A 20209-nucleotide genomic window follows, 5' to 3' on the forward strand; every position below is an offset into this window, starting at 1 on the left:
TGCTTGGCGGCTGGGGCCATTGTCACTGTCCCGGGCACCGGAACCCAGCACCGACCCGGGTATCCACCGGATTTGACCGCCCAGAGTACGCCGTACCGGGCCTAGTCGACGGCGCCGGACGGGTGAGACCGGCGGAGGATGAAGCCGGTCGGCACGAGCGCGGCTCCGACGGCCAGTGCGAGGCAGACGACTCCGATGCTGACGAGCGTGGCCCAGGGAACGGTGACCGGGACTGCTGACAGGTCAACGGTCATGGCGTGTCGGATCAGCAGGCCGACCGTGGCGGTGATCACCGTGCCGAGGGTCAGGGCGACGGCGCCGACGAGGGTGGACTCCCAGAGGACCATGCGGCGGATCTGGGCGGGGGTGGCGCCGAGGAGGCGGGAGGTGACGAACTCGTGGCGGCGTTGGAGGCTGCCCATCAGGAGGGTGTTGGCGATCGCGATGGCGCTGTACAACGCGGCTGGGCCCAGTAGGAGGATCAGGCCGAGTTGGTTGCCCTTGCGCAGGCCCTCGCTCTCGGTCCGCTCCCAGTCGGCAGCCGGTACTACGGCCGCGCCGGTGCCGGTGAGCCTCTCGCCGAGAGTTGTGATCAGCGCGGCGGCCCCGACCCCGTCAGCCGGCTGAACGAACCAGCGGGCCGGCGTGGCCTGCGCAGCGTGCTCCCGGGCCAGGTCCGTCGACACGAACATCAGCGGGTTCACCTCTGGGGCGGCCTTGAGGATCGCGACCACCTCGAGCTGGTCGGTACTCCGGTCGAGGAAGGTGACGCCGATCTTGTCGCCGACCCGGTACTTGTGGCCGTCCGACTCATTGCTCACGGCAACCGATTTGCCGGTCAGCTTCGTCAGGTCCCCGGTGATCGGGATGATAGCCCGGGTCTTGGTGGCGACGGCCGGGTCGATCGCTTCGGCCTCCTCGAGTTCGGCGCTGTCGGTGTCGGTGCGGATGAGCTGGACCGGGATCGCGCCGTCGGCCAGCGCGACTCCCGGCGTACGGCGGATCTGGTCTCCGACTGCCGGGGTGTCCGGCGGCGCGGTGATGACGATCGGGGCTCGAACGGTCTCCCGGATCGTCGCGGTGGAGGCGTCGGCGGCGAAGCTGAGGGTGAGCACCATCGAGCCGGCGATCGCCGAGATGGCCAGGATCGGGGCAGCGAGTGACGCGCTGCGGCGGGGTGCGGCGACCACGTTGCTGCGGGCGAGTCGTCCGGACACCTGGGTCCAGGCGATCAACGGCGTCGCCAGCAGCCGGGCGATCAGCGGAACGACGAGGGGTGCGAGCAGGGTCAGCGCGACGACCAGCAGCATCGGCGTGAACATGGCCAGCGGGACGACCGCGTCGCCGGTGCCGGGGCGGATCAGGGCTAGCAGGACGATGGCTCCGGCCAGGACCAGTACGCCGAAGACCACCCGGACGGGTCCGATGCGGGGTGGCTCCAGGGCCGCCTCACGCAGGGCATCCACGGCACCGACCCGGCCGGCGCGCCTGGCCGCCGACCGGGCGCCGAGCATCGCGACGATCAGCCCGGCCGCGACGGCGATCGCCAACGGCACCCACGGGCTGGCCGGCTCGAGCTTCACCGGCGCCAACTCCGTGTAGGACGCCTTGGCCAGCACCAGAGGAGTAACCAGCTGAGCCAGTATCGCGCCCGTGATCGACGCGGCGAGCGCGACGACCAACGCCTCGCCGAGGACCATCCGCTTGACCTGCCTCGGAGTCGCGCCGATCAGCCGGATCAGGCCGACCTCCCAGCGCCGCGACGCGACGGCGAAGGCGAAGGTGCTCGCGATGACGAAGACGGTGATGAAGCCACAGATCACTCCGACCATGCTCAGGACGACCTGCAGCCCGGACGCGTCCGCACCCGAAGTGAGCACCTTCGCGGTGGTCGGCGGGTCTGCGTTGGGCAGGTTGACGGTGATGGTCTCCATGCCCGGGCCGTGGTAGGCGATGGTGGCGGCGGTTGCGGTAGCGGCCAGCCCGAGGAGGAAGACGCCGACGGCCAGGGCGACGAAGGATCCGGCGTACAGGGACAGATGGCGGCGGACCGTCTGCCGGCTGAGGAAGAACATCAGCGCTCCAGCTCGCTCATGGCCGCGGCGATCTGCGCGGGCGTGCCGCGGTCGATCGATCCGGCAACGAGGCCGTCGGACAGGAAGAGGACGCGTTCGGCGTACGCCGCGGCGACCGGGTCGTGAGTGACCATGACGACCGTCTGGCCCGCGCGATCGGTTGCCTCGCGCAACAACCCGAGGATCTGCCGGCTGGTGCTGCTGTCGAGGGCCCCGGTCGGCTCGTCGGCGAAGAAGACGGCGGGCTGGGTGATCAGGGCCCGGGCGATCGCCACGCGTTGCTGCTGGCCGCCGGAGAGTTCGGCCGGGCGCCGCCGGGCCTTGCCTTCCAGGCCGACCTGGTCGAGTACACGGTGTACTTCGTCGCGGCGCGGCTTGCGTCCGGTCAGCCGCAGCGGCAGCGCGATGTTGTCGTAGACGGTGAGCGACGGCAGCAGGTTGTAGGCCTGGAACACGAAGCCCATCTGCTCCCGGCGCAGCTTGGTGAGCGCTACCTCGTTGAGCCCGCGCAGACTGTTCCCACCCAGCATCACGTTGCCGGAGGTCGGCTGGTCGAGCCCGGCCGCGCACTGAAGCAGGGTCGACTTGCCGGAGCCGGACGGCCCCATGACGGCGGTGAACGAGCCGCGGACGAAGTGGTACGTGACGCCCCGCAGCGCCTCGACCGAGCCGGCCTTGGAGCGGTACGTCTTGGTGATCCCGTCCAGGAGCAGGGCGGGCGGTTCACTCGGTACGACGGAGGGGCGCATCGGCGCGGTGCTGGTCATGGTTCCAGCAAACGTGGTCGGCAGCCGTTGCACCCTGGCCTGCGCGGGACACCTGGAGTAGCGCGCACGCTACCGACCTGGGGCCTGTTGCGGACCTAGTGTTGAGCAAGTGGAGCAACCGAAAACGGCCTGGGCCGCCCTGGCATCGAGCCGGTTCCTCGTCTCGTCCTGGCCGTGGCGCAGCTATGCCTACCTGCTCAGTTCGGTTCCTTTCGGTGCCGTGACGATCGTCCTGCTGATGGCTGCAGCTGGTCTGAGCCTGCTGCTCAGCCCACTGATCATCGGCATCATGATGCTCATGGCGTTCCCGCTGGCCGGGACCCTGATCGGCGTTGTCGAGCGGTGGCGGGTCCGGTTGATGATCCCGGGTGGGGTGCGGTCGCCGCATGCTGTGATTCCGCCGGGATTCACGGTCCGGGCCCGGCTGACCTTCCGCCGCCGGGAACAGGCGTCGGTGCGGGCGCTCGGGTACGGGCTCTTGCTGGGCGTCTTCGTCTGGCCGTTGAGCGCGATGTTCGCCGGGATCAGCGCGACCGCTCTCGTCCTGTCCTTGGGCGCGCCCTGGATCGCCGCGCACGAAGAGATGGGGATGGGGCCGTGGACGCTGGACACCGCTGGCGAGGGCTGGCTGTTCCTGGTCTTGTTCGCTCCGCCCTTCTACGTTGTCAGCTCGTACATCCTCGGTGCGCTCGCCGGGGCTGAGGCGGAGTTGGCGAAGGCACTGCTGGGGCCGCGTGAGGACGAGCTGCGGCGCAACGTGGCCGAGCTGCGCCGGTCCCGGCTCGATCTGGTCGACGCGTTCGAGACCGAGCGGGCGCGGATCGAGAGGCATCTGCACGACGGCGTACAGCAGCGCCTGGTCGGGCTGACGATGACGTTGGGACTCGCTGAACTTGACCTGCCCCAGGGGGAGGGCCGCAGGCTGGTGATCAAGGCGCATGCCGAGGCCGAGGCCGCGTTGGCGGATCTGCGCGAGGCCGTGCGCGGGATCCATCCACGGGTCCTGGTCGACCACGGATTGGAGGCTGCGGTACGAGAGGTTGCCGACCGTAGCCCGCTGCCGGTGAGCGTGCGGATGGCGTTGGAGGGCCGGCTCCCGACACCGATCGAGGCGGCGGCGTACTTCGTGGTGAGCGAGGCCCTCGGCAATGTCGCCAAGCACGCCCAGGCGACGCGATGTGAGGTGGAGGGCTGGATCGCCGGCGACCGCCTGGTCGTCACGATCACCGACGACGGGATCGGTGGCGCGAGCTTCGAGGACAAGCAGGGGACTGGATTGACCGGGCTGGTGACGCGGCTGGATGCGTTGGGAGGCACACTCGACCTGTCCAGCCCACCCGGTGGGCCGACTCGACTGAGGATGGAGTGCCCGTGCCGGCTCGACGACTGAGCATCGTCCTGGCTGAAGACTCACTGCTGTTGCGCGAAGGGCTGGCCAGCATCCTGGACCGGGCCGGCCACGAGGTCCGCGACACCGTCGGCGACGCGGACACGTTGCTGGCCGTCGTCCGCAAGGAGCCGCCGGACGTGGTCATCACGGACGTACGGATGCCACCCGGCCACAGCGACGAAGGCTTGCGTGCGGCAGCCGCGATCCGGGCCGAGTTGCCGCAGATCGGCATCTTGGTGCTCTCGCAGTACGTCGCCGACGCCTACCTCTCCTCGTTGCTGGAGACAACGACCGGCGGCATCGGCTACCTCCTCAAGGACCGGGTCGGCCACGTCACCGAGTTCCTCGCCTCCCTCGACCGGGTCGCCGAAGGCGGAACCGTCGTAGATCCCGAGGTAGTCCGCCAGCTCCTCGCTCGCCGCCGCGACGACGGTCCGCTCTCAGCGTTGACCCCGCGCGAACTCGAAGTACTGGCCCTGATGGCCGAGGGCCGAGTCAACTCCTCGATCGCCTCAGAACTAGTCGTCAGCGAAGCAGCAGTCCGCAAACACGTCGGCAACATCTTCGCCAAACTCCGGCTGGACGACGGGCGGGACCGGCGGGTATCCGCAGTGCTGACCTATCTGCGGAGCTGACCCTGCCGGTGCTGATCTGCCGGTGCTGACCGGTGCGGGCCGGCTTGTCCGGCGGGGGAGGATTGTGCCGTGACGTGGGCTGATGAGAGTGACATCCGGAAGGTGCTGGCTGACTGCGAGACGTGGGCGGTGGTGGGACTGTCGAACAACACGCAGCGGGCGGCGTACGGGGTGGCCCGGTTCCTGCAGAGCCGGGGCAAGCGGATCGTGCCGGTGCATCCGGCGGCGGAGACCGTGCACGGCGAGCAGGGGTATGCGTCGCTGGCCGACATCCCGTTCCCGGTGGACTGCGTGGATGTCTTCGTACGGTCCGAGCTGGCCGGCTCCGTGGCAGACCAGGCGGTGGGAATCAACGCGCGCGCGGTCTGGTTCCAGCTGGATGTGGTGGATCCGGACGCCTACACCCGGACGACGGCCGCGGGTCTGACGATGGTGATGAACCGCTGCCCGGCGATCGAGTGGAGCCGGCTGGGTCCGTCCTGACCCGTTCCGGCGAGACCTGAGGGGCCCATATGTTCACCATCGACAACTCCACCGAGTTCGGCGCGCGGATCGAGCGCCAACTGAACGACGAGTTGGTCATCTGGCTGACCACCGTCGGCAAGTCCGGTACGCCGCAGCCCAACCCGGTCTGGTTCAGCTGGAACGGTTCGGAGATCCTCGTCTTCAGTCAGCCCGGCAAGGCGAAGGTGCACAACATCGCCGGGCAGTCCCGGGTGGCCCTCAACTTCAACGCGACCCACACCGGCGGCGACGTCGGCGTGATCACCGGTGAGGCCGTGCTCGACGGCAAGCCGGCCACGGACGAGGAGTTGGCCGCGTACAACGCGAAGTACGCGGACGGCTTGTCCGGCCTCGATCTGACCGCGGACGCGTTCCACGCCGACTACTCGGTGCTGATCCGGATCCGCCCGGACAGCCTCCGCGGCTTCTGACTTCGTCACCGGGGTGGGCCTTGGTGGGGCCCACCCCGGTGTTGTCCTAGTTGAGGTAGCCCTCGACGATCTCGCCCGAGCGGGCCTGGGCGTCCTCGGGGTTCTCGCCGAACTCACGCTTGGCGCGGCGCTGGCGCAGCAGGTCCCAGCACTGATCGAGCTCGACCTCGAGCTTGCGCAGGCGGTCCTTCTCGTCGGCGTCGTTGATCTCACCGGCCGCGTGCTTGCTGCGGAGCTCGTGCTCCTCGGCAACAAGCTCGTCGATCCGGCTGAATAGGCTCTTGTCGTCGGTCATGTGGAAACGGTACGCCCGTCCGGAAGGGATGAGCGGGCAAGGAGCTCGGTTGTGGTCAGGATGGCGATCGAGCCCGCGGCGAGCAGCCCGATCAGTACTACGAGTTGCAACGCCGCGGCAGCTGTCGGTGATGCGCCGCCGAGGACCATGCCGACGAACGCGCCGGGGAGCGTGACGAGGCCGACCGTGCGGGTCTGGTCGAGGGACGGCAGCAGCGCGTCGCCGGCGACCGGGCCGGCGACGAGTTTGAACGCGTCGGCTTGGATCAGGCCGATCGACAGACCGGCCTCGAACTCGCCGTACCGGCTGCCGTACTCCGAGAGCAGGCGCCGGCCGGCCAGCGTGGTCGCGTTCATCGCGCCGCCGACGATGATGCCGCCCATGGGCAGGATGCTGCCGGGATTGCGCGGCACCACGCCGGGGAGGACGAGCAGTAGAAGGACCAGGGTTGCGCCACCGGCGATCGAGGCTGCGCAGTACAGGTACTGACGCGGGACCACGGCGACGTGGCGCAGGCGGCGGGCGCTCGTGATCGTGGCGACGACCATCATCAGCAGCACGAAGCCGAGCGTGCCCCAGATCGACTGCAGCGCGAAACCGACGACGGCACCGACCGCGGCCAGCTGGACCAGCGCGCGCAGGGCGGCTGTGACGATGCCCTTCTCGTGGCGCAGGGAGGCCAGCCGTGATGCCACCACCGCGATCGCGACCAGCAGCGGCAGCACCACGACGGCCGCGATGCCGAGGCCCGTGTCGGTAGACATTGGGCCATTGCAGCACGGCGTACCGACAAACCCCGGGATCAGCCCGTCTTGAAGTCCGCTTCGTCGTAGGCGTGCTCGGTGGGCCGGCCGTTCTCGACCTTGGCGGCTTCGTCCGCGCGCAGCTCGACCCGGCGGATCTTGCCCGAGATCGTCTTCGGCAGCTCCGCGAACTCGATCCGCCGGATCCGCTTGTACGGCGCCAGGTGCTCGCGGCAGAACTCGAGGATCTCCTTGGCCAGCTCCCGCGACGGCTCACGCCCGGCCGCCAGTACGACGTACGCCTTGGGCACCGACAGCCGGACCGGGTCTGGTGACGGTACGACGGCTGCTTCCGCCACGGCCGGGTGCTCGATCAGCACCGACTCCAGCTCGAACGGCGAGATCCGGTAGTCGCTCGCCTTGAACACGTCGTCGGAGCGGCCGACATAGGTGATGTAGCCGTCGTCGTCCCGGCTCGCGACGTCGCCGGTGTGGTAGAAACCGCCGCGCATCGCCTCCGCCGTCATCTCCTCGGCGTCGCGGTAGCCACGCATCAACGGGACCGGCGCGGGCGCGAGCTCGATGCAGATCTCGCCGTCGTCGCCGACCTCGTCGGTGGTCGGGTCGACCAAGGCGATCCGGTACCCCGGGAGCGGCCGGCCCATCGAGCCGAGCTTGACCGGCTGGCCGGGCGGGTTGCCGATCTGCGCGGTCGTCTCGGTCTGGCCGTAGCCGTCGCGGATGGTGATGTCCCAGGCGTGGCGGACCTGATCGATCACCTCCGGGTTGAGCGGCTCGCCGGCCGAGATGCACTCGCGGATCTTGATGTCCACCACCGACAGATCGGCCTGGATCAGCATCCGCCAGACGGTCGGCGGCGCGCAGAAGGTCGTCACGCCGTACGTCTGCAGGACCTGCAGCATCTTCTCGGCGTCGAAGCGCGTGTAGTTGTAGAGGAAGACGGTCGCGCCGGCGTTCCAGGGCGCGAAGACGTTGCTCCAGGAGTGCTTGGCCCAGCCGGGGGACGAGACGTTGAGGTGCACGTCGCCGGGCTGCAGGCCGATCCAGTACATCGTGGAGAGGTGGCCGACCGGGTAGCTGACCTGGGTGTGCTCGACGAGCTTGGGCTGACTCGTCGTACCGGAGGTGAAGTAGAGCAGGAGCGAGTCGTCGGCCTTCGTGTCCGGCGCGGGAACTGGGCCGCTGTAGGTCTTCGAATCCTCGTAGTCGAGCCAGTTGTCCACAGCTCCGCCGACGCTGACCCGGAGGCAGTGGTCGGCGATACCTTCGTACCTGGGTGCGTCCTGCGCGGTCGTGACGACGGCCCGTACTGCGCCGCGCGCGATCCGGTCGGCCAGATCGGCGTCGGTGAGTAGCGTGGTCGCCGGGATCATCACCGCGCCGGCCCGGATGCAGCCGAGCATCACCTCCCAGAGCGGGACGATGTTGCCGAGCACGATCAGCACCCGATCGCCTGGCTGCAGCCCGGCCTCGGTGAGCCAGCCGGCCACCTGGCGGGAGCGCTCGGCCATCTCCGCGTAGGTCAGCGAGTTGACCTCGCCGTCCTCCTCGACGATGGTCAGCGCGGCCACCTCGGCCTGCTCGACGGCCAGCGCGTCGAACCAGTCGCGGGCCCAGTTGAAGTGATCGAACGTCGGCCAGTTGAACTCGCGGTACGCGGTGTCGTAGTCCTCGCGATGGGCGACCAGGAAGTCGCGCGCCTCACGGAACGTGCGGGTGTTGTCCGAGGTGCTCTGTTCCTCGCTCATGGTCCGCACTATTGCCGAGCGCACCGAGATCGGCAACGCGACATCCGGTTTGCGCAACGCTCCCCGAAGTGACTAAAGTCGAACGCATGTTCGATCCAGCGTCTTTCCCGTGGCTTTGTCCGCCGTCAGCCGAGGCTGACGGCCAGCACTGCTCCGGTGAGGACGAGGGGGGTCAGGATCAGGCCGCGCCACAGAAACGACCACCAGGAGATGTGGACTCCGGCGGCACGGCAGCGATCCCGCCACAGGAGGGTGGCGAGCGAGCCCCAGAGGGTGAGCAGGCAGCCGCAGTTGACCCCGATCAGCAGCAGCATCATCCGGGTGCCGTCCGCCGAGGCCACCGGCTCCATCGCCAGGTACGCCGGAAGGTTGTCGACGGCGTTCGCGCCGAGCGCTGCCGTGCCGGTCAGTCGCAGGTGTGCGGCCAGGTTTCCACCGCTGCCGGCGATGTCGATGAGCAGGCCTTCGAGGCCGTGGGCCGTGAGCGCGCCGACGACGAGGAACAGTCCGACCACCGTAATGACGAGGCGCCACGGCACCAGGGCCCAGGTGAGCTGTGTTCGGCGGCGGACGGCGAAGAGCACGACGAGGATGAGCGCGCCGGCGCCGGCCGGCCAGGCGACGTCGATGCCGGTGACGAAGGCGGGGCCGAGCGCCAGGCAGACCGCCGCGGAGCCCCAGAAGAGCACCTTGTCGTCGAGGGCGGGCGTCGGCGGCACGTCGTACGACCGGCGCAGATCCTTGTGGAAGAGCCCGGCCAGGACGGCGACCGTGACCAGGATCGCAGCGATCGCCGGTCGCCAGCTGAGGCCGACGTAGTCGCGCAGCCCCAGACCGAGCCGGTCGAACTGGTGCAGCGCGAGCAGGTTGGTGAGATTCGACACCGGCAGCAGCATCGAAGCGGTGCCGGCCAGCCAGACGGTCGTGAACGCGAACAGCTTCGGCGGGATCTCGAGCTGGCGCGCCATCGCGAGCACCACGGGGGTGAGCAGCACGGCGCAGGTGTCCAGCGACAGAACGATGGTCAGCGCGGTCGCGAGCACGACCACGAGCAGCCAGAGCCGCCACATCCGGCCGCGAGCGAGGTGGGCCGCCTCACGTGCCGCCACGTCGAAGACCTTGGCCGCGTCGGCGAGCCCGGCGATCACCGTGACAGCTATCAGGAAGACGAGCACCGGCGCGATCCGCTCGATCACGTCGAGCGCGTCCGACGGGCCCAGCAGACCGGTGGCCAGCGCGACGATGCCACCGAGCGCACTCAGCCACCACATGGAATTGCCATCCTCCGAAGTCCGGTGAGTGAGTACGCTGGCCGCGTGACAGTGCCGGACCAGCCTCAGCGACCGGCCCAGTATGTCCTGGAGTACCCAGAGGGCTATCCAGCGGTGTACGAAGCGGACGTGGTGCTGCGCGACGGGGCGACAGCGCACTTGCGGCCGATCACGCCTGGTGACGCGGACCTGCTGGTGGCGTTCTACGGCCGTGTCTCGGAGCAGTCCAAGTACTACCGGTTCTTCGCTCCGTACCCGCAGCTGTCCGACCGCGACGTGGCGCGCTTCACCCAGGTCGACTACGTGGACCGGCTCGCGCTGATCGTGACGGTCGGCGACGACATGATCGGCGTCGGCCGGTACGAGCGCACCGGCCGGCGGACCGCCGAGGTCGCGTTCCTGATCGAGGACGCGCACCAGGGCCGTGGCCTCGGGCAACTGTTGCTCGAGCACCTCGCCCAGGCGGCCCGCGAGCACGGCATCGCCCGGTTCATCGCCGAGGTGCTGCCGGACAACCGCAAGATGATCACCGTCTTCACCGAGGCCGGCTACAAGGTCGCCCGGGAGTTCGAGGACGGCGTGATCATGGTCGAGTTCGACATCGCGCCGACCGACACCTCGTTCGGGGTGATGCAGGCGCGCGAGCAGCGGTCCGAGGCGCTCTCGATCGCCCGGCTGCTGACCCCGGCCGGGGTCGCGGTGATCGGCGCGTCGCGTCGTGAGGGCACGATCGGCAACGCGTTGCTGCGGAACCTGCGGGACGGGGGTTTCCCGGGTCGGCTGTACGCGGTCAACACCGACACGCAGGCCAGTGAGATCGACGGCGTACCGGCGTACCCGACGATCCGGGACGTGGACGGGCCGGTCGACCTGGCCGTGGTCGCGGTGCGGGCCGAGATGGTGGCCGACGTGATCCTGGACTGCGCGGCCAAGGGCGTGCGCGGGCTGGTGGTGGTCTCGAGCGGGTTTGCCGAGATCGGTGACGAGGGGCGCAAGCGACAGCGGTACCTGGTCGGCCTCGCCCGGTCGTACGGGATGCGCGTGATCGGCCCGAACGCGCTCGGCGTGATCAACACGGCGCCCGGCGTCAGCCTGAACGCGACGCTCTCGCCGTTGATGCCGAGCCGGGGCCGGGTCGCCTTCTTCTGCCAGTCCGGAGCGCTCGGCGTGTCGATCCTGGCGGACATGGTCGGGCGCGGGCTCGGGCTGTCGAGTTTCGTCTCGGCCGGCAACCGTGCCGATGTCTCCGGCAACGACCTGATGCAGTTCTGGTACTCCGACGAGGCGACCGAGGTCGTCCTGCTCTACCTGGAGTCGCTCGGCAACCCGCGCAAGTTCAGCCGGGTGGCGCGGCGGCTGGCGGGCCGCAAGCCGGTGGTCGCGCTCAAGTCCGGCCGGGCCACTCAGGGCGTGCCGCTCGGGCACACGGTCCGTCGCAGCACGTTGCCCCCGGCAACGGTCGATTCGCTGTTCCGGCAGAGCGGGCTGATCGGCGTCGACACGCCGGGGGAGCTGTTCGACGTCGCCCAGTTGCTCGCGCACCAGCCGCTGCCGAAGGGTCGCCGGGTGGCGATCGTCAGCAACTCGGACGCGCTGACGCTGCTCGCGCTCGATTCGGTCGCGGCGTGCGGGCTCGCCGTGGCGGGGGAGCCGCGGACACTCAACGCCGAGGCGACGGCGGCCGACTTCGGTGCGGCGCTGAGCGAGGTGTTCGCGGACGACCGGGTCCACTCGGTCGTGGTGATCTTCACGCCGCCGGTCCAGTCGAACGGTGCCGAGGTCGCGCGCGTCCTCGCCGCGGCGGCTGCTGGGTCCGACAAGCCTGTCGTATCCACCTTCCTCGCGTCGCGCAGCGTTCCCGAGCAGCTTCGCGTGCCCGATGAGCACGGTGGCGCTGCTCGCGGCTCGATTCCGTCGTTCTCCTCACCGCAGTACGCGGTGGGCGCACTGGCGAAGGCGACGACGTACGCCGAGTGGCGACGACGCGCCGACAGCCGGATTCCCGATCTGCCCGGTATCGACACGGCCGGCGCGGAAGACTTCGTCGCCGAGTTCCTGCAACGGCACCCTCATGGCGCCGACCTGGACGATGCGGACCGCCAGCGCCTCCTGAGCTTCTACGACATCAGCGTGCTGCCCGCCTTCCCCGTCCTGTCCGCCGACGAAGCGGTCGACCGCGCCGCCGACCTCGGCTTCGAGGTCATCCTCAAAGCGACCGCCGAGCAATGGCGGATGCGCCCCGACCTCGCCGACATCTGGCGCCACATCCACGACGAAGACGACATGCGCGAGGCCTGGGCCGAAATGACCCGCACCTTCGGCGTAGCCTCCGACCCGGCCCGAGCCCAATTCGTCGTCCAGAAGATGGCTCCACCCGGCGTCCCCGTAGTCATCTCTGCCCTAGAGGATGTCTCCTACGGCCCGGTGGTCACCTTCGGCCTCTCCGGAGTAGCCACCGACCTACTCGGCGACCGCTCCTACCGCATGCCACCCCTCACCACCACCGACGCCGCCGAAATGGTCCGCGAGGTCCGCGCGGCCCCCCTCCTCTACGGCTACCGAGGCTCCGACCCGGTCGACATCCCAGCCATCGAAAACCTCCTCCACCGAGTCTCCCGCCTAACCCTGGAACTCGAAGAGGTAGTCCGCTGCGACCTCCGCTCAGTCCTGGTAGCAGCCCAAGGCGCCACCGTCCTCGACACCACCATCCGCATTGCCCCCAACGAAAAACCCCGCCAAGACACCCCCGCCCGCCGCCTCACCTGAGCACGACGGTGACGCCGTACCGTTCGAGAAGCCGCACGACCTCCTCGAAGTAGGTCAGGCGCTCGCCCCGGCCACCTGCGAACGCCTGCCGTGCCACATCGGAGTCATGCCAGTTGAGCGTGAACGGCGGCACCACGCCGAATCCACCGCAGAGGCAGTCGCTGAAGGCGTTCCGCTCGCGGCCGAAGTAGCTGCCAGGTCCGAGCAGAGCTTCCGCCATCGCGCAGTGGAGCCCGGGGTGATCCGTGACGAAGCGGCCATCGAGGTGGTACTCGCCGCCGGAGAGATCGGGACCTGGCGGCGGTGTCCGCCAGGCATGGGTGCTGAGTTCGATCCACGCGGATCTGCCTTGCGAGTCGTACGGTGCCCAGAGGTTGGGCTCCGCCGGTGGGCTCTCGTACCACCGGTCCCAGATCGGGCGAACCGCCGGCAGCGGCCGCTCATCACCGCCGTCGGTGAGCGTGATGTCGACGAACGCCGCTCCGATCACGGACGGCCGCACCTCGGCGATGTCCAGCCCCAGGGCGACGGCTGCCATCACGGCACCGTCTCGGTCCAGCACCAGGAGACGACCCCAACCCGACGTGTCTGCTCGGCCAAGCAGCAACTCAGTCGGTTCGCAGCCGATGAGTTCCAGCGGCACAGCCGCCGGATCTGGACGTGACCTGAACAGACCATCGATAGCGGAGCAGCGGCTGCCACCAACCGTCTGGCCCGGGGCGAACAGTTCGAAACCTGGGGCCTTCGGCGGTCGGCAGGAGTCGGCGTCGGGAACGACGCCCGCTCCGATCACAAGGTCGTACAAGCCCGAGTCGCCTGAATCCGGCAGCTGAGCCAGCACAGCAACGTCCTTGAGCGTCCACCACTGCACTGGCTGGTCACCATCCCAGACATCGACACCGACGTCGCCGAGTCCTTGGTATGAAGCCTCCGCGGCGGCGAGCGCCTCCTTGAACGCGCCGTCAGGTTTGCATCCCCGCACGGTAAGTACCTCGCGTGGCGGCGACGGCGGCTCGACGAACAGGCCCTCGGCGGCCGTACAACTCGCCCAAAGCTGCTCCTCGTCGTCAGCGTCGACGGCGACCAGGAGAAACCTCAACGGCAACGCGTGCTGCCATGTGTGGCGCTTCACCCAACCCCCGGCGTATTCGAGCAATGGTCCGGTCACGATACGTCCCGCACCCGGGCGAGTGACCCTGCCACGAAAGAAGGTAGTGGTGTGGAGATCGCCGCTCACCTTGCCGAGTCATTCGAGATCGGATGGGTGACAGGGTGGCATGAGGTCGCGCGTGGAGCGATGGGAGCTATCTGGCGGCTGGAAACGTCAGCCGGAGTGTTCGCTGCGAAGAACCTGTTCTGGGCCCAAGGTGATGCGGCGTCTCTTCAGACCGAGGTGGCCTTCCGGGCGGCGTGTGCGGAGGCTGGAGTGCGGAGTCCGTTGCCGCTGGTGGCGGTCGACGGGCAGTACGTCGTACAGGTCGGTGATGAGCGGTGGCGGATGTACGAGTGGGTCGACGGCGAGGTCCCGCACTGGCAGGATGCCGAGACAGCCGCTTGGCTTGCCGAGCAGATGGCGGTGATCCACGCTCTCGACTGGCCCGGAGGCTCAACTGAGGTTGTGCCCTGGTACCACCGGGTCGACGTTGACTGGCCGTCGCTGTTCGATGCGGCGGAGACCGCACAGGTCGAGTGGGCGGCGGCCCTCACCAAACTGCACCCACGACTGGACGAACTCACCGCTCTCGTCAACACCGCGCCGATCGGCGACCAGGTCTGGTGTCACCGCGACCTCAGAAACGCGAATGTGCTCCGCTCCGCCACCCGCAACTACCTGGTCGACTGGGACAACGTCGGCACCCTGGCCCCTTGGCGAGAGCTGGGCGCACTGCTGATGCACCACCTCGACCAGCCCAAGAACCTCCGCCAAATCATCATCGCCTACCGAACCGCCGGCGGCCCCGCAAACCTCGACGGCCCGGCCGGTTTCGCGACCGGCGTGGCGATCTCCCTCAACTTCCTCCACGGCCAGGCAAGCGCGGCGCTGGATGTCGGCCTGGCCGACGAGCATCGAGCATTCGCTGCTCGTCAGGTCGCTGACCTGCTCATCTCGCTACCGACCCTCGACTTGCTCGAGCAAGCCGCCGGCGTGGTCCGCTCCACCTAGCCCTGCGGGGCCGCGGCGTCGGGGCGACGGAGGCTGCGGGTGATCAATCCGCCGATCACCAAGCAGCCACCAACGAACAGACCGGCCGCCATCGTGATCAACCCCGCGGTGCTGTGTGGCTTGCTGCTCTCCCCGTGGTTCCGGCTGATGCGCTCCGAAAGGTCCGTCAGCCGACGCTGGTCCGCCTTGTCGACGGTGCCATCGCTCGCCAGCTCCGTGACCAGGTTGACGGCCTCCTCGAGCTCGTCACCGCTGAACCCGTCAACACCGACAAACCCGCTCCCCTCGCACAGCGAGATGGTGCCGCCGTCCTTGAAGACAAGGTGACGGCTGTCGGTACACATCACCTCGTGCGTGCCGTTGTAGCTGACGGTATGGACCTGCCGCTCACCCAAGCCGAACAGCCCGACATACAACCCCCCACCAATCGCCAGCAGACACAGCCCAGCCATACCGATCACCACCACCCGGCGCCAGACCAACCGCCCCGACACACCCGCCGAATTCTCCATCCCCGAAGTCAACCGCCTGCCTACCCCCGCAAACGCCCGATAGCAGCTTTAGGCCAGCCAGCTACCAGACATCACCGACCGAGGGGTTATCCGGTGGGCCGGTGGTAGATGCCGTCGGTTCGGGTGAGGAGGCGGTTGTCGACCAGGAGGCGGCGGAGGGCTGCGTGGTCTTCGTGCCACGTGTTGAGGATCGTGTTGACCTCGGACTCCGGGTAGGCGCGGTTCGGCTCGAAGGACTGCACCAAGTACTCGAGCACGATGCGGGTTTTGGCGGGGAAGGTGGGGAAGTGGGTCAGCCGGCCGTCGCGGATGAAGGCGCGCAGGACGGCGTCGCGGGCCGGATCGGGGTCGAGTGGTTCGACCTCGCGGCGACCGCTGCGGGCGACCTCCTTGAAGACGTCCTCGACCGCATGGAACCCATCGGCAGTCGCTGTGAGCAAGCCGGTCTTGATCAGGCGCTGGGCCGACTTGCCGACGACCGCGGGGGAGAGGCCGGTGGCTGCTGCGATCTGGTCCGGCGTACGGGCGCCGAGGACGACGGCGGAGTACGTGCGCAAGCGAGACGGTTCGGCCAAGGAACCACAGAGCAGGTCGGCATTCATACTGTCCAACGTAATGTCGGCAGCAACTGAATTTCGTTGTGGTGCTAGACAGTTCCCATGACGAGTGAGCAGCCGCAGCCCGGTCCGCACAACGCGATCACCGACGTCCCCGGCGTACTGGTCGGTCAGGTCGAGCGCACCGACGCGCCATACCTGACCGGTACTACGGTCATCCATGTCCCCGACACCGCAGTAGCCGGCGTCGACGTCCGCGGTGGCGCCCCCGGCACTCGCGAGACCGACCTGCTCGATCCGGTCAACTCCAATGCCGGCGTGAACGCGATCGTGCTCACCGGCGGCAGCGCGTACGGGCTCGACGCGGCCACCGGTGTGATGGCGGCACTCGAAGAGCGCGGGCAGGGCGTGCGCGTCGGGGCGGGGGAGAAGGACGTCGTACCGATCGTCCCGACCGCGGTGATCTTCGACCTCGGTCGCGGCGGTGGATTCCAGGCCAGGCCGACCGCGGACTGGGGACGCCAGGCGCTCGAGGCAGCCACCGACGGGCCGGTTGCTCAAGGCAACTATGGCGCCGGGGCGGGGGCGTATGTCGGCGGGCTCAAGGGCGGCGTCGGCTCGGCCAGTGTGCGCCTCGCGGACGGTACGACGGTCGGCGCGCTGGTGATCGTCAACGCCGCCGGCTCAGCCGTCGATCCGCAAGGACGCCTCTCGGCCGAGCGCTACGGCTTCCCAGGCGAATTCCCCGTACTACGAACCCCCACCGACCCGCCCCCGGACCTCCCCGGCCGCATGCCCGGCATGAACACCGTCATCGCCGTAGTCGCCACCGACGCCTCCCTGGACAAGGCCGCCACCAAACGCATGGCGATGATCGCCCACGACGGCCTGGCCCGCGCGATCGACCCGATCCACACCCTGGTCGACGGCGACAGCATCTTCGCCCTGTCCACCGGCAAAGCAACACCACGCCTCGCCGTCACCGACCCAACCACCCTGCTCCAACTCGAAACCATCTTCGCCGCCGGCGCCCGCACCCTCACCCGAGCCATCGCCCACGCGGTCCTGTCCGCCCAAACGGTAGAAACCCCCACCGCCCGCACCCTCAGCTACCGAGACGCCTACCCGTCAGCCTTCCCAACCACCTAGCCCTCACCCCCTCGACGGCGACCAACGCTGGCGACCTTGAACACCATCCGGTGACTGCGGACATGAAATAGCGTGTTCACGCCCACCAGTTGGTGTTCAAGGTCGCCACAGCTCATCGGGTACGGCCGTGTACGACTCCGGTACTACGGAACGGGGCTCGCTGGCGCCGAAAGGCGCAGGGAAGACCGGTCCCGGGGCCGACGTACCAGCAGGCAGAACCCGGAAAGCTACCGGGTATGAGCTACCCAGGCGTCCCCAGCACCAACCAGAACCCCCAGCCCATCCCAGGCCGGCCCCCAGCCCCACGCCCAACCACTCAACCGCCCGCCGGTGCAGCCGCTGCAACTCCCCAATCCCCGCACCAGCAGACTGCCGCGCCGGCGGACGCGTCCAGCCAGCACCTGCCTGTGGCGGCGGACGCATCCACTCAGCACCCGCACCCTGGGCAGTCAGCCACGCAGCAGCTTGCTCGCCAGGGCAACCACCATCCGGCGCCGCAGGCCGACCAGTACTCTGCCCAGCCGCCGGTGCTTGCCGGACGTGGACTCGTCAAGTACTACGGCGACGTAGTCGGCCTAGCCGGCGTTGACGTTCAGGTCCGTGCAGGGGAAGCCCTGGCGGTCATGGGCCCGTCCGGCAACGGTAAGACCACGCTGCTGCATGTGCTGGCCGGCATCCTCAGCCCCGACCAGGGTGAGGTCTGGCTAGGCAACGATCGAGTGGATCAGCTCAACGATGCAGCCCGCACCGTGCTGCGCCGTCGCCGCCTGGGCTTTGTCTTCCAAGACAACCAACTCCTCGCCGAGCTGCCCGCCGACGAGAACGTCGCCCTCCCGCTCATGGTCGACGGTGTCTCCCGCCGCGAGGCCATCAAGCGTGCCCGCGCCACCCTCGCCCAGGTCCGCCTCGCCAGCGAAGCCGGCCGCCGCCCCGGCGAACTCTCCGGCGGCCAGGCCCAACGCGTAGCCATCGCCCGAGCCCTCGTCGGCGAACCCCAAGCCGTCTTCGCCGACGAACCCACCGGCGCCCTCGACGCCGCAACCGGTGCCCAGGTGATCGACCTCCTGGTCGGCGCAGCCACCCACCGAGGCGCGGCGGTCGTAGTCGTCACCCACGACGACGCCGTAGCCGCCCGCTGCCATCGCGTACTCCGCATCGTCGACGGCCGGGTGAGCGACCGATGAGCCGCCGCGCCGACCTGCGGATCGACGGCAAAGGGAGCGACCGATGAATCCGATGACTGATCTGGGCCTGCGGTTCGTACGCCGCCCAGGCCCCGGCGGACGCGCGGCCAACTTGGCGGCCCTTGGCGCGACCGCGATCGTCGCTCTCCTCGTCACCTTCCTCATCGCCGGATCGCTCGGCCTGACCCATCGCTCCGACCGCATCGGCTGGCGTACCACCGACGACGGCGACCAGAAGACCGCCGTCGGCGCCGTCAACGAGATCGAGGACATGGCCGGCGGTATCCCGATCACCCGGTACGACGTCGCCATCAACAACCCGCAAAAGCAGGTCGCACCACCACCCGGCCTGGCCGCCGCGCCGAAACCCGGCGAGGTGTTCGTCTCGCCCGAGGTCGCCAAGCACTGGTCCGACGACCTGGCCGAGCGCTTCAACACGAAGACGCCGACCGGAGTCATCACCGACAAAGGGCTGTCCTCACCCAACGAGTGGGTGATCATCCACGGCGTCGAGAAGAACTCACCCGGCGTCGCGCCAACCGACCACCCGAAGTACCTGGACACCTGGAACGGCAAGGCCCTCGACGAGCGCATGGCTATCCTGCTGGTCCTCGTGGCGTTCGGCATCACCCTCGTCCTCTTCCCACTCCTCAGCCTGGTCGGCCAAGCAGCAGGAGTCGCCGCCAAACGCCGCGAACACCGCCTAGCCGCACTAAGACTCGCGGGCGCCACCCGCAGCCAGGTGCTCTGGCTGAGCGCAGTAGAGCAAGCAGTACTCGGCCTGCTAGGCGCCATCGCCGGCCTGATCGGCTACACCCTGCTCACCCCGCTCATCGCCCGCATCCCGCTAGGCGGCGGCCGCTGGTACGTCCACGACCTCACCCCCAGCTGGTGGGTCGCACTGATCGTCCTGACCGCAGTACCGGTCCTCTCAGTGATCAGCGCGCTGATCGGCCTAGGCCGCGTCAGCATCACCCCGCTCGGCGTAGTCCGCGGTCAGACCAGGAAGGCAACGAGCGCACTCCGCCTAGGCCTGCTGGTCGTCGGCCCCATCATGCTCGCCATCCTCGGCACCGGCGGCGCGATCATCCCCCTGCTGATCGGCATCGGCCTGGCCGCCCTGGCGGTCCGAATCGTCGGCCCGTTCGCAGTACAGCTCATCGGCAAGTTCATGGCCCGTACTGCGAAAGGCCCCGTCACCCTTCTGGCCGGCCGACGCCTCGCCGACGACCCCAAAGCAGCGTTCCGCCCGGTCGCCGCGCTGGTCCTGAGCGGCTTCGTCACCGGATTCCTCGCCCTGTTCATGCCGTACGGAATGAACAGCACCGCCGCGGACCAAGCCTTCGAGTTCAGCCCGAAGCAAGGACAAGTAGCCGCCGTCGCCAAGGACGCCAGACAATTGCTGGCAGACGCGAAGATCGGCGGCAAGGTCACCACCGACGACCACTCGGTGATCATCTCCATCCCACCTGCCGACCATGAGAAGGCCCGCACAGCCCTCTACAACCTCGTACCCGGCAAAGTCCCGCTCACCAACGCCGAGCGCGACGAGCAGGACGCCGGGATGTACAAGGACCTGAGACTCGGCGTCGCCCTCCTGCTCGGCCTGGTCTTCGTCACCGGCGCAGCATCCACAGCGGCCGGTGCAGTCGGCACCGCACTCGACCAGGCCGGCCCTGCGAAGGCCCTCAGGCGGTCCGGCGTACCACTCAAGGTGATCGAACGATCCGCCCGCCTCGCGGCCGTCGTACCGGTCATCGGGGTCGGTCTCCCGGTCGTCGGATTCGGAGCGCTGACCGGGCTCGCGTTGAGCGGTGGCGAGGTGCTCACCAAGGGGAGCTCGGGCGTCATCCTGCTCGGTGCCCAGGTGATCATCGGCCTCGTCCTGGTCGCCGTCGCCGGTGCCGCGGGCGCGCCGGTACTGCGCAAAGCCAGCGTCGGCTGACCCCGGACGCACAACTGTCCACAGCCACCAATCGGGCTCCGGGCCCGGCGCA

The 20209-nt window shown here is 68.9% G+C and carries 18 protein-coding genes; 9 read left to right on the forward strand and 9 right to left on the reverse strand.

Annotated features, from left to right (window positions below; all coding sequences use genetic code 11):
* Positions 1–101: 101 nt before the first annotated feature.
* Positions 102–2075, reverse strand: coding sequence for an FtsX-like permease family protein (locus tag ABD116_RS32430; protein ID WP_343979108.1), 1974 nt, complete (start codon positions 2073–2075; stop codon positions 102–104).
* Complete coding sequence (locus ABD116_RS32435) at positions 2075–2842, reverse strand: ABC transporter ATP-binding protein (protein WP_343979111.1); 768 nt, start codon at positions 2840–2842, stop codon at positions 2075–2077. Before ABD116_RS32435 ends, ABD116_RS32430 begins: the two co-directional genes overlap by 1 nt.
* 109 nt (positions 2843–2951) lie before the next feature.
* On the opposite strand from ABD116_RS32435, the gene ABD116_RS32440 reads away from it, so the two are divergent.
* The 4 genes from ABD116_RS32440 (at position 2952) to ABD116_RS32455 (ending at position 5802) form a co-directional block, all read left to right on the forward strand.
* Positions 2952–4232 carry a sensor histidine kinase gene (locus ABD116_RS32440; RefSeq protein WP_343979114.1) on the forward strand — a complete coding sequence of 427 codons (1281 nt, stop codon included), beginning with the start codon at positions 2952–2954 and terminating at the stop codon, positions 4230–4232.
* Positions 4214–4867 carry a response regulator gene (locus ABD116_RS32445; RefSeq protein ID WP_343979116.1) on the forward strand — a complete coding sequence of 218 codons (654 nt, stop codon included), beginning with the start codon at positions 4214–4216 and terminating at the stop codon, positions 4865–4867. The genes ABD116_RS32440 and ABD116_RS32445 overlap by 19 nt, the downstream gene beginning before the upstream one ends.
* 69 nt (positions 4868–4936) lie before the next feature.
* On the forward strand, positions 4937–5350 hold the full coding sequence (locus ABD116_RS32450) for a CoA-binding protein (RefSeq protein WP_343979120.1): 414 nt from the start codon (positions 4937–4939) through the stop codon (positions 5348–5350).
* 29 nt (positions 5351–5379) lie between these two features.
* On the forward strand, positions 5380–5802 hold the full coding sequence (locus tag ABD116_RS32455; protein ID WP_343979123.1) for a TIGR03667 family PPOX class F420-dependent oxidoreductase: 423 nt from the start codon (positions 5380–5382) through the stop codon (positions 5800–5802).
* Positions 5803–5848: 46 nt separating this feature from the next.
* Here the strand turns inward: ABD116_RS32455 and ABD116_RS32460 are convergent, their stop codons facing one another.
* The 4 genes from ABD116_RS32460 to ABD116_RS32475 form a co-directional block, all read right to left on the reverse strand.
* Positions 5849–6097: a DUF2630 family protein gene (locus ABD116_RS32460; protein WP_343979126.1), complete on the reverse strand. Its 249-nt coding sequence runs from the start codon at positions 6095–6097 to the stop codon at positions 5849–5851.
* On the reverse strand, positions 6094–6861 hold the full coding sequence (locus tag ABD116_RS32465) for an ABC transporter permease (protein WP_343979129.1): 768 nt from the start codon (positions 6859–6861) through the stop codon (positions 6094–6096). The genes ABD116_RS32460 and ABD116_RS32465 overlap by 4 nt, the downstream gene beginning before the upstream one ends.
* 38 nt (positions 6862–6899) lie before the next feature.
* The gene (locus ABD116_RS32470; RefSeq protein ID WP_343979131.1) at positions 6900–8609 is read right to left on the reverse strand and encodes an AMP-binding protein; all 1710 of its coding nucleotides are present in this window, start codon (positions 8607–8609) and stop codon (positions 6900–6902) included.
* A 125-nt stretch (positions 8610–8734) separates the two neighbouring features.
* Positions 8735–9880, reverse strand: a complete 1146-nt coding sequence (locus ABD116_RS32475) for an ArsB/NhaD family transporter (protein WP_343979133.1) — start codon at positions 9878–9880, stop codon at positions 8735–8737.
* Between the two features lie 45 nt (positions 9881–9925).
* On the opposite strand from ABD116_RS32475, the gene ABD116_RS32480 reads away from it, so the two are divergent.
* Positions 9926–12646 (forward strand): bifunctional acetate--CoA ligase family protein/GNAT family N-acetyltransferase, encoded by a 2721-nt coding sequence (locus tag ABD116_RS32480; RefSeq protein WP_343979136.1) that lies wholly within the window; start codon positions 9926–9928, stop codon positions 12644–12646.
* Here ABD116_RS32480 and ABD116_RS32485 read toward each other — a convergent pair.
* On the reverse strand, positions 12639–13778 hold the full coding sequence (locus ABD116_RS32485; RefSeq protein WP_343979139.1) for a barstar family protein: 1140 nt from the start codon (positions 13776–13778) through the stop codon (positions 12639–12641). The genes ABD116_RS32480 and ABD116_RS32485 overlap by 8 nt on opposite strands.
* 165 nt (positions 13779–13943) lie before the next feature.
* On the opposite strand from ABD116_RS32485, the gene ABD116_RS32490 reads away from it, so the two are divergent.
* The gene (locus tag ABD116_RS32490; RefSeq protein ID WP_343979142.1) at positions 13944–14810 is read left to right on the forward strand and encodes a phosphotransferase enzyme family protein; all 867 of its coding nucleotides are present in this window, start codon (positions 13944–13946) and stop codon (positions 14808–14810) included.
* On the opposite strand, the gene ABD116_RS32495 is transcribed toward ABD116_RS32490, so the two are convergent.
* Positions 14807–15322 (reverse strand): hypothetical protein, encoded by a 516-nt coding sequence (locus tag ABD116_RS32495; protein WP_343979145.1) that lies wholly within the window; start codon positions 15320–15322, stop codon positions 14807–14809. The two genes, ABD116_RS32490 and ABD116_RS32495, sit on opposite strands and share 4 nt — an antisense overlap.
* Before the next feature lie 86 nt (positions 15323–15408).
* Positions 15409–15924 carry a DUF2087 domain-containing protein gene (locus tag ABD116_RS32500; protein WP_343979148.1) on the reverse strand — a complete coding sequence of 172 codons (516 nt, stop codon included), beginning with the start codon at positions 15922–15924 and terminating at the stop codon, positions 15409–15411.
* A gap of 57 nt (positions 15925–15981) precedes the next feature.
* On the opposite strand from ABD116_RS32500, the gene ABD116_RS32505 reads away from it, so the two are divergent.
* The 3 genes from ABD116_RS32505 to ABD116_RS32515 all read left to right on the forward strand — a co-directional run bounded on the left by ABD116_RS32505 (position 15982) and on the right by ABD116_RS32515 (position 20157).
* Positions 15982–17028 (forward strand): P1 family peptidase, encoded by a 1047-nt coding sequence (locus ABD116_RS32505; protein WP_343979151.1) that lies wholly within the window; start codon positions 15982–15984, stop codon positions 17026–17028.
* 527 nt (positions 17029–17555) lie between these two features.
* The gene (locus ABD116_RS32510) at positions 17556–18212 is read left to right on the forward strand and encodes an ABC transporter ATP-binding protein (RefSeq protein WP_343979154.1); all 657 of its coding nucleotides are present in this window, start codon (positions 17556–17558) and stop codon (positions 18210–18212) included.
* A 43-nt stretch (positions 18213–18255) separates the two neighbouring features.
* Complete coding sequence (locus tag ABD116_RS32515) at positions 18256–20157, forward strand: FtsX-like permease family protein (protein WP_343979157.1); 1902 nt, start codon at positions 18256–18258, stop codon at positions 20155–20157.
* Positions 20158–20209: the final 52 nt, after the last annotated feature.

The sequence above is a fragment of the Kribbella koreensis genome (genome assembly GCF_039525325.1).
In the GTDB taxonomy this organism is placed as follows: domain Bacteria; phylum Actinomycetota; class Actinomycetes; order Propionibacteriales; family Kribbellaceae; genus Kribbella; species Kribbella koreensis.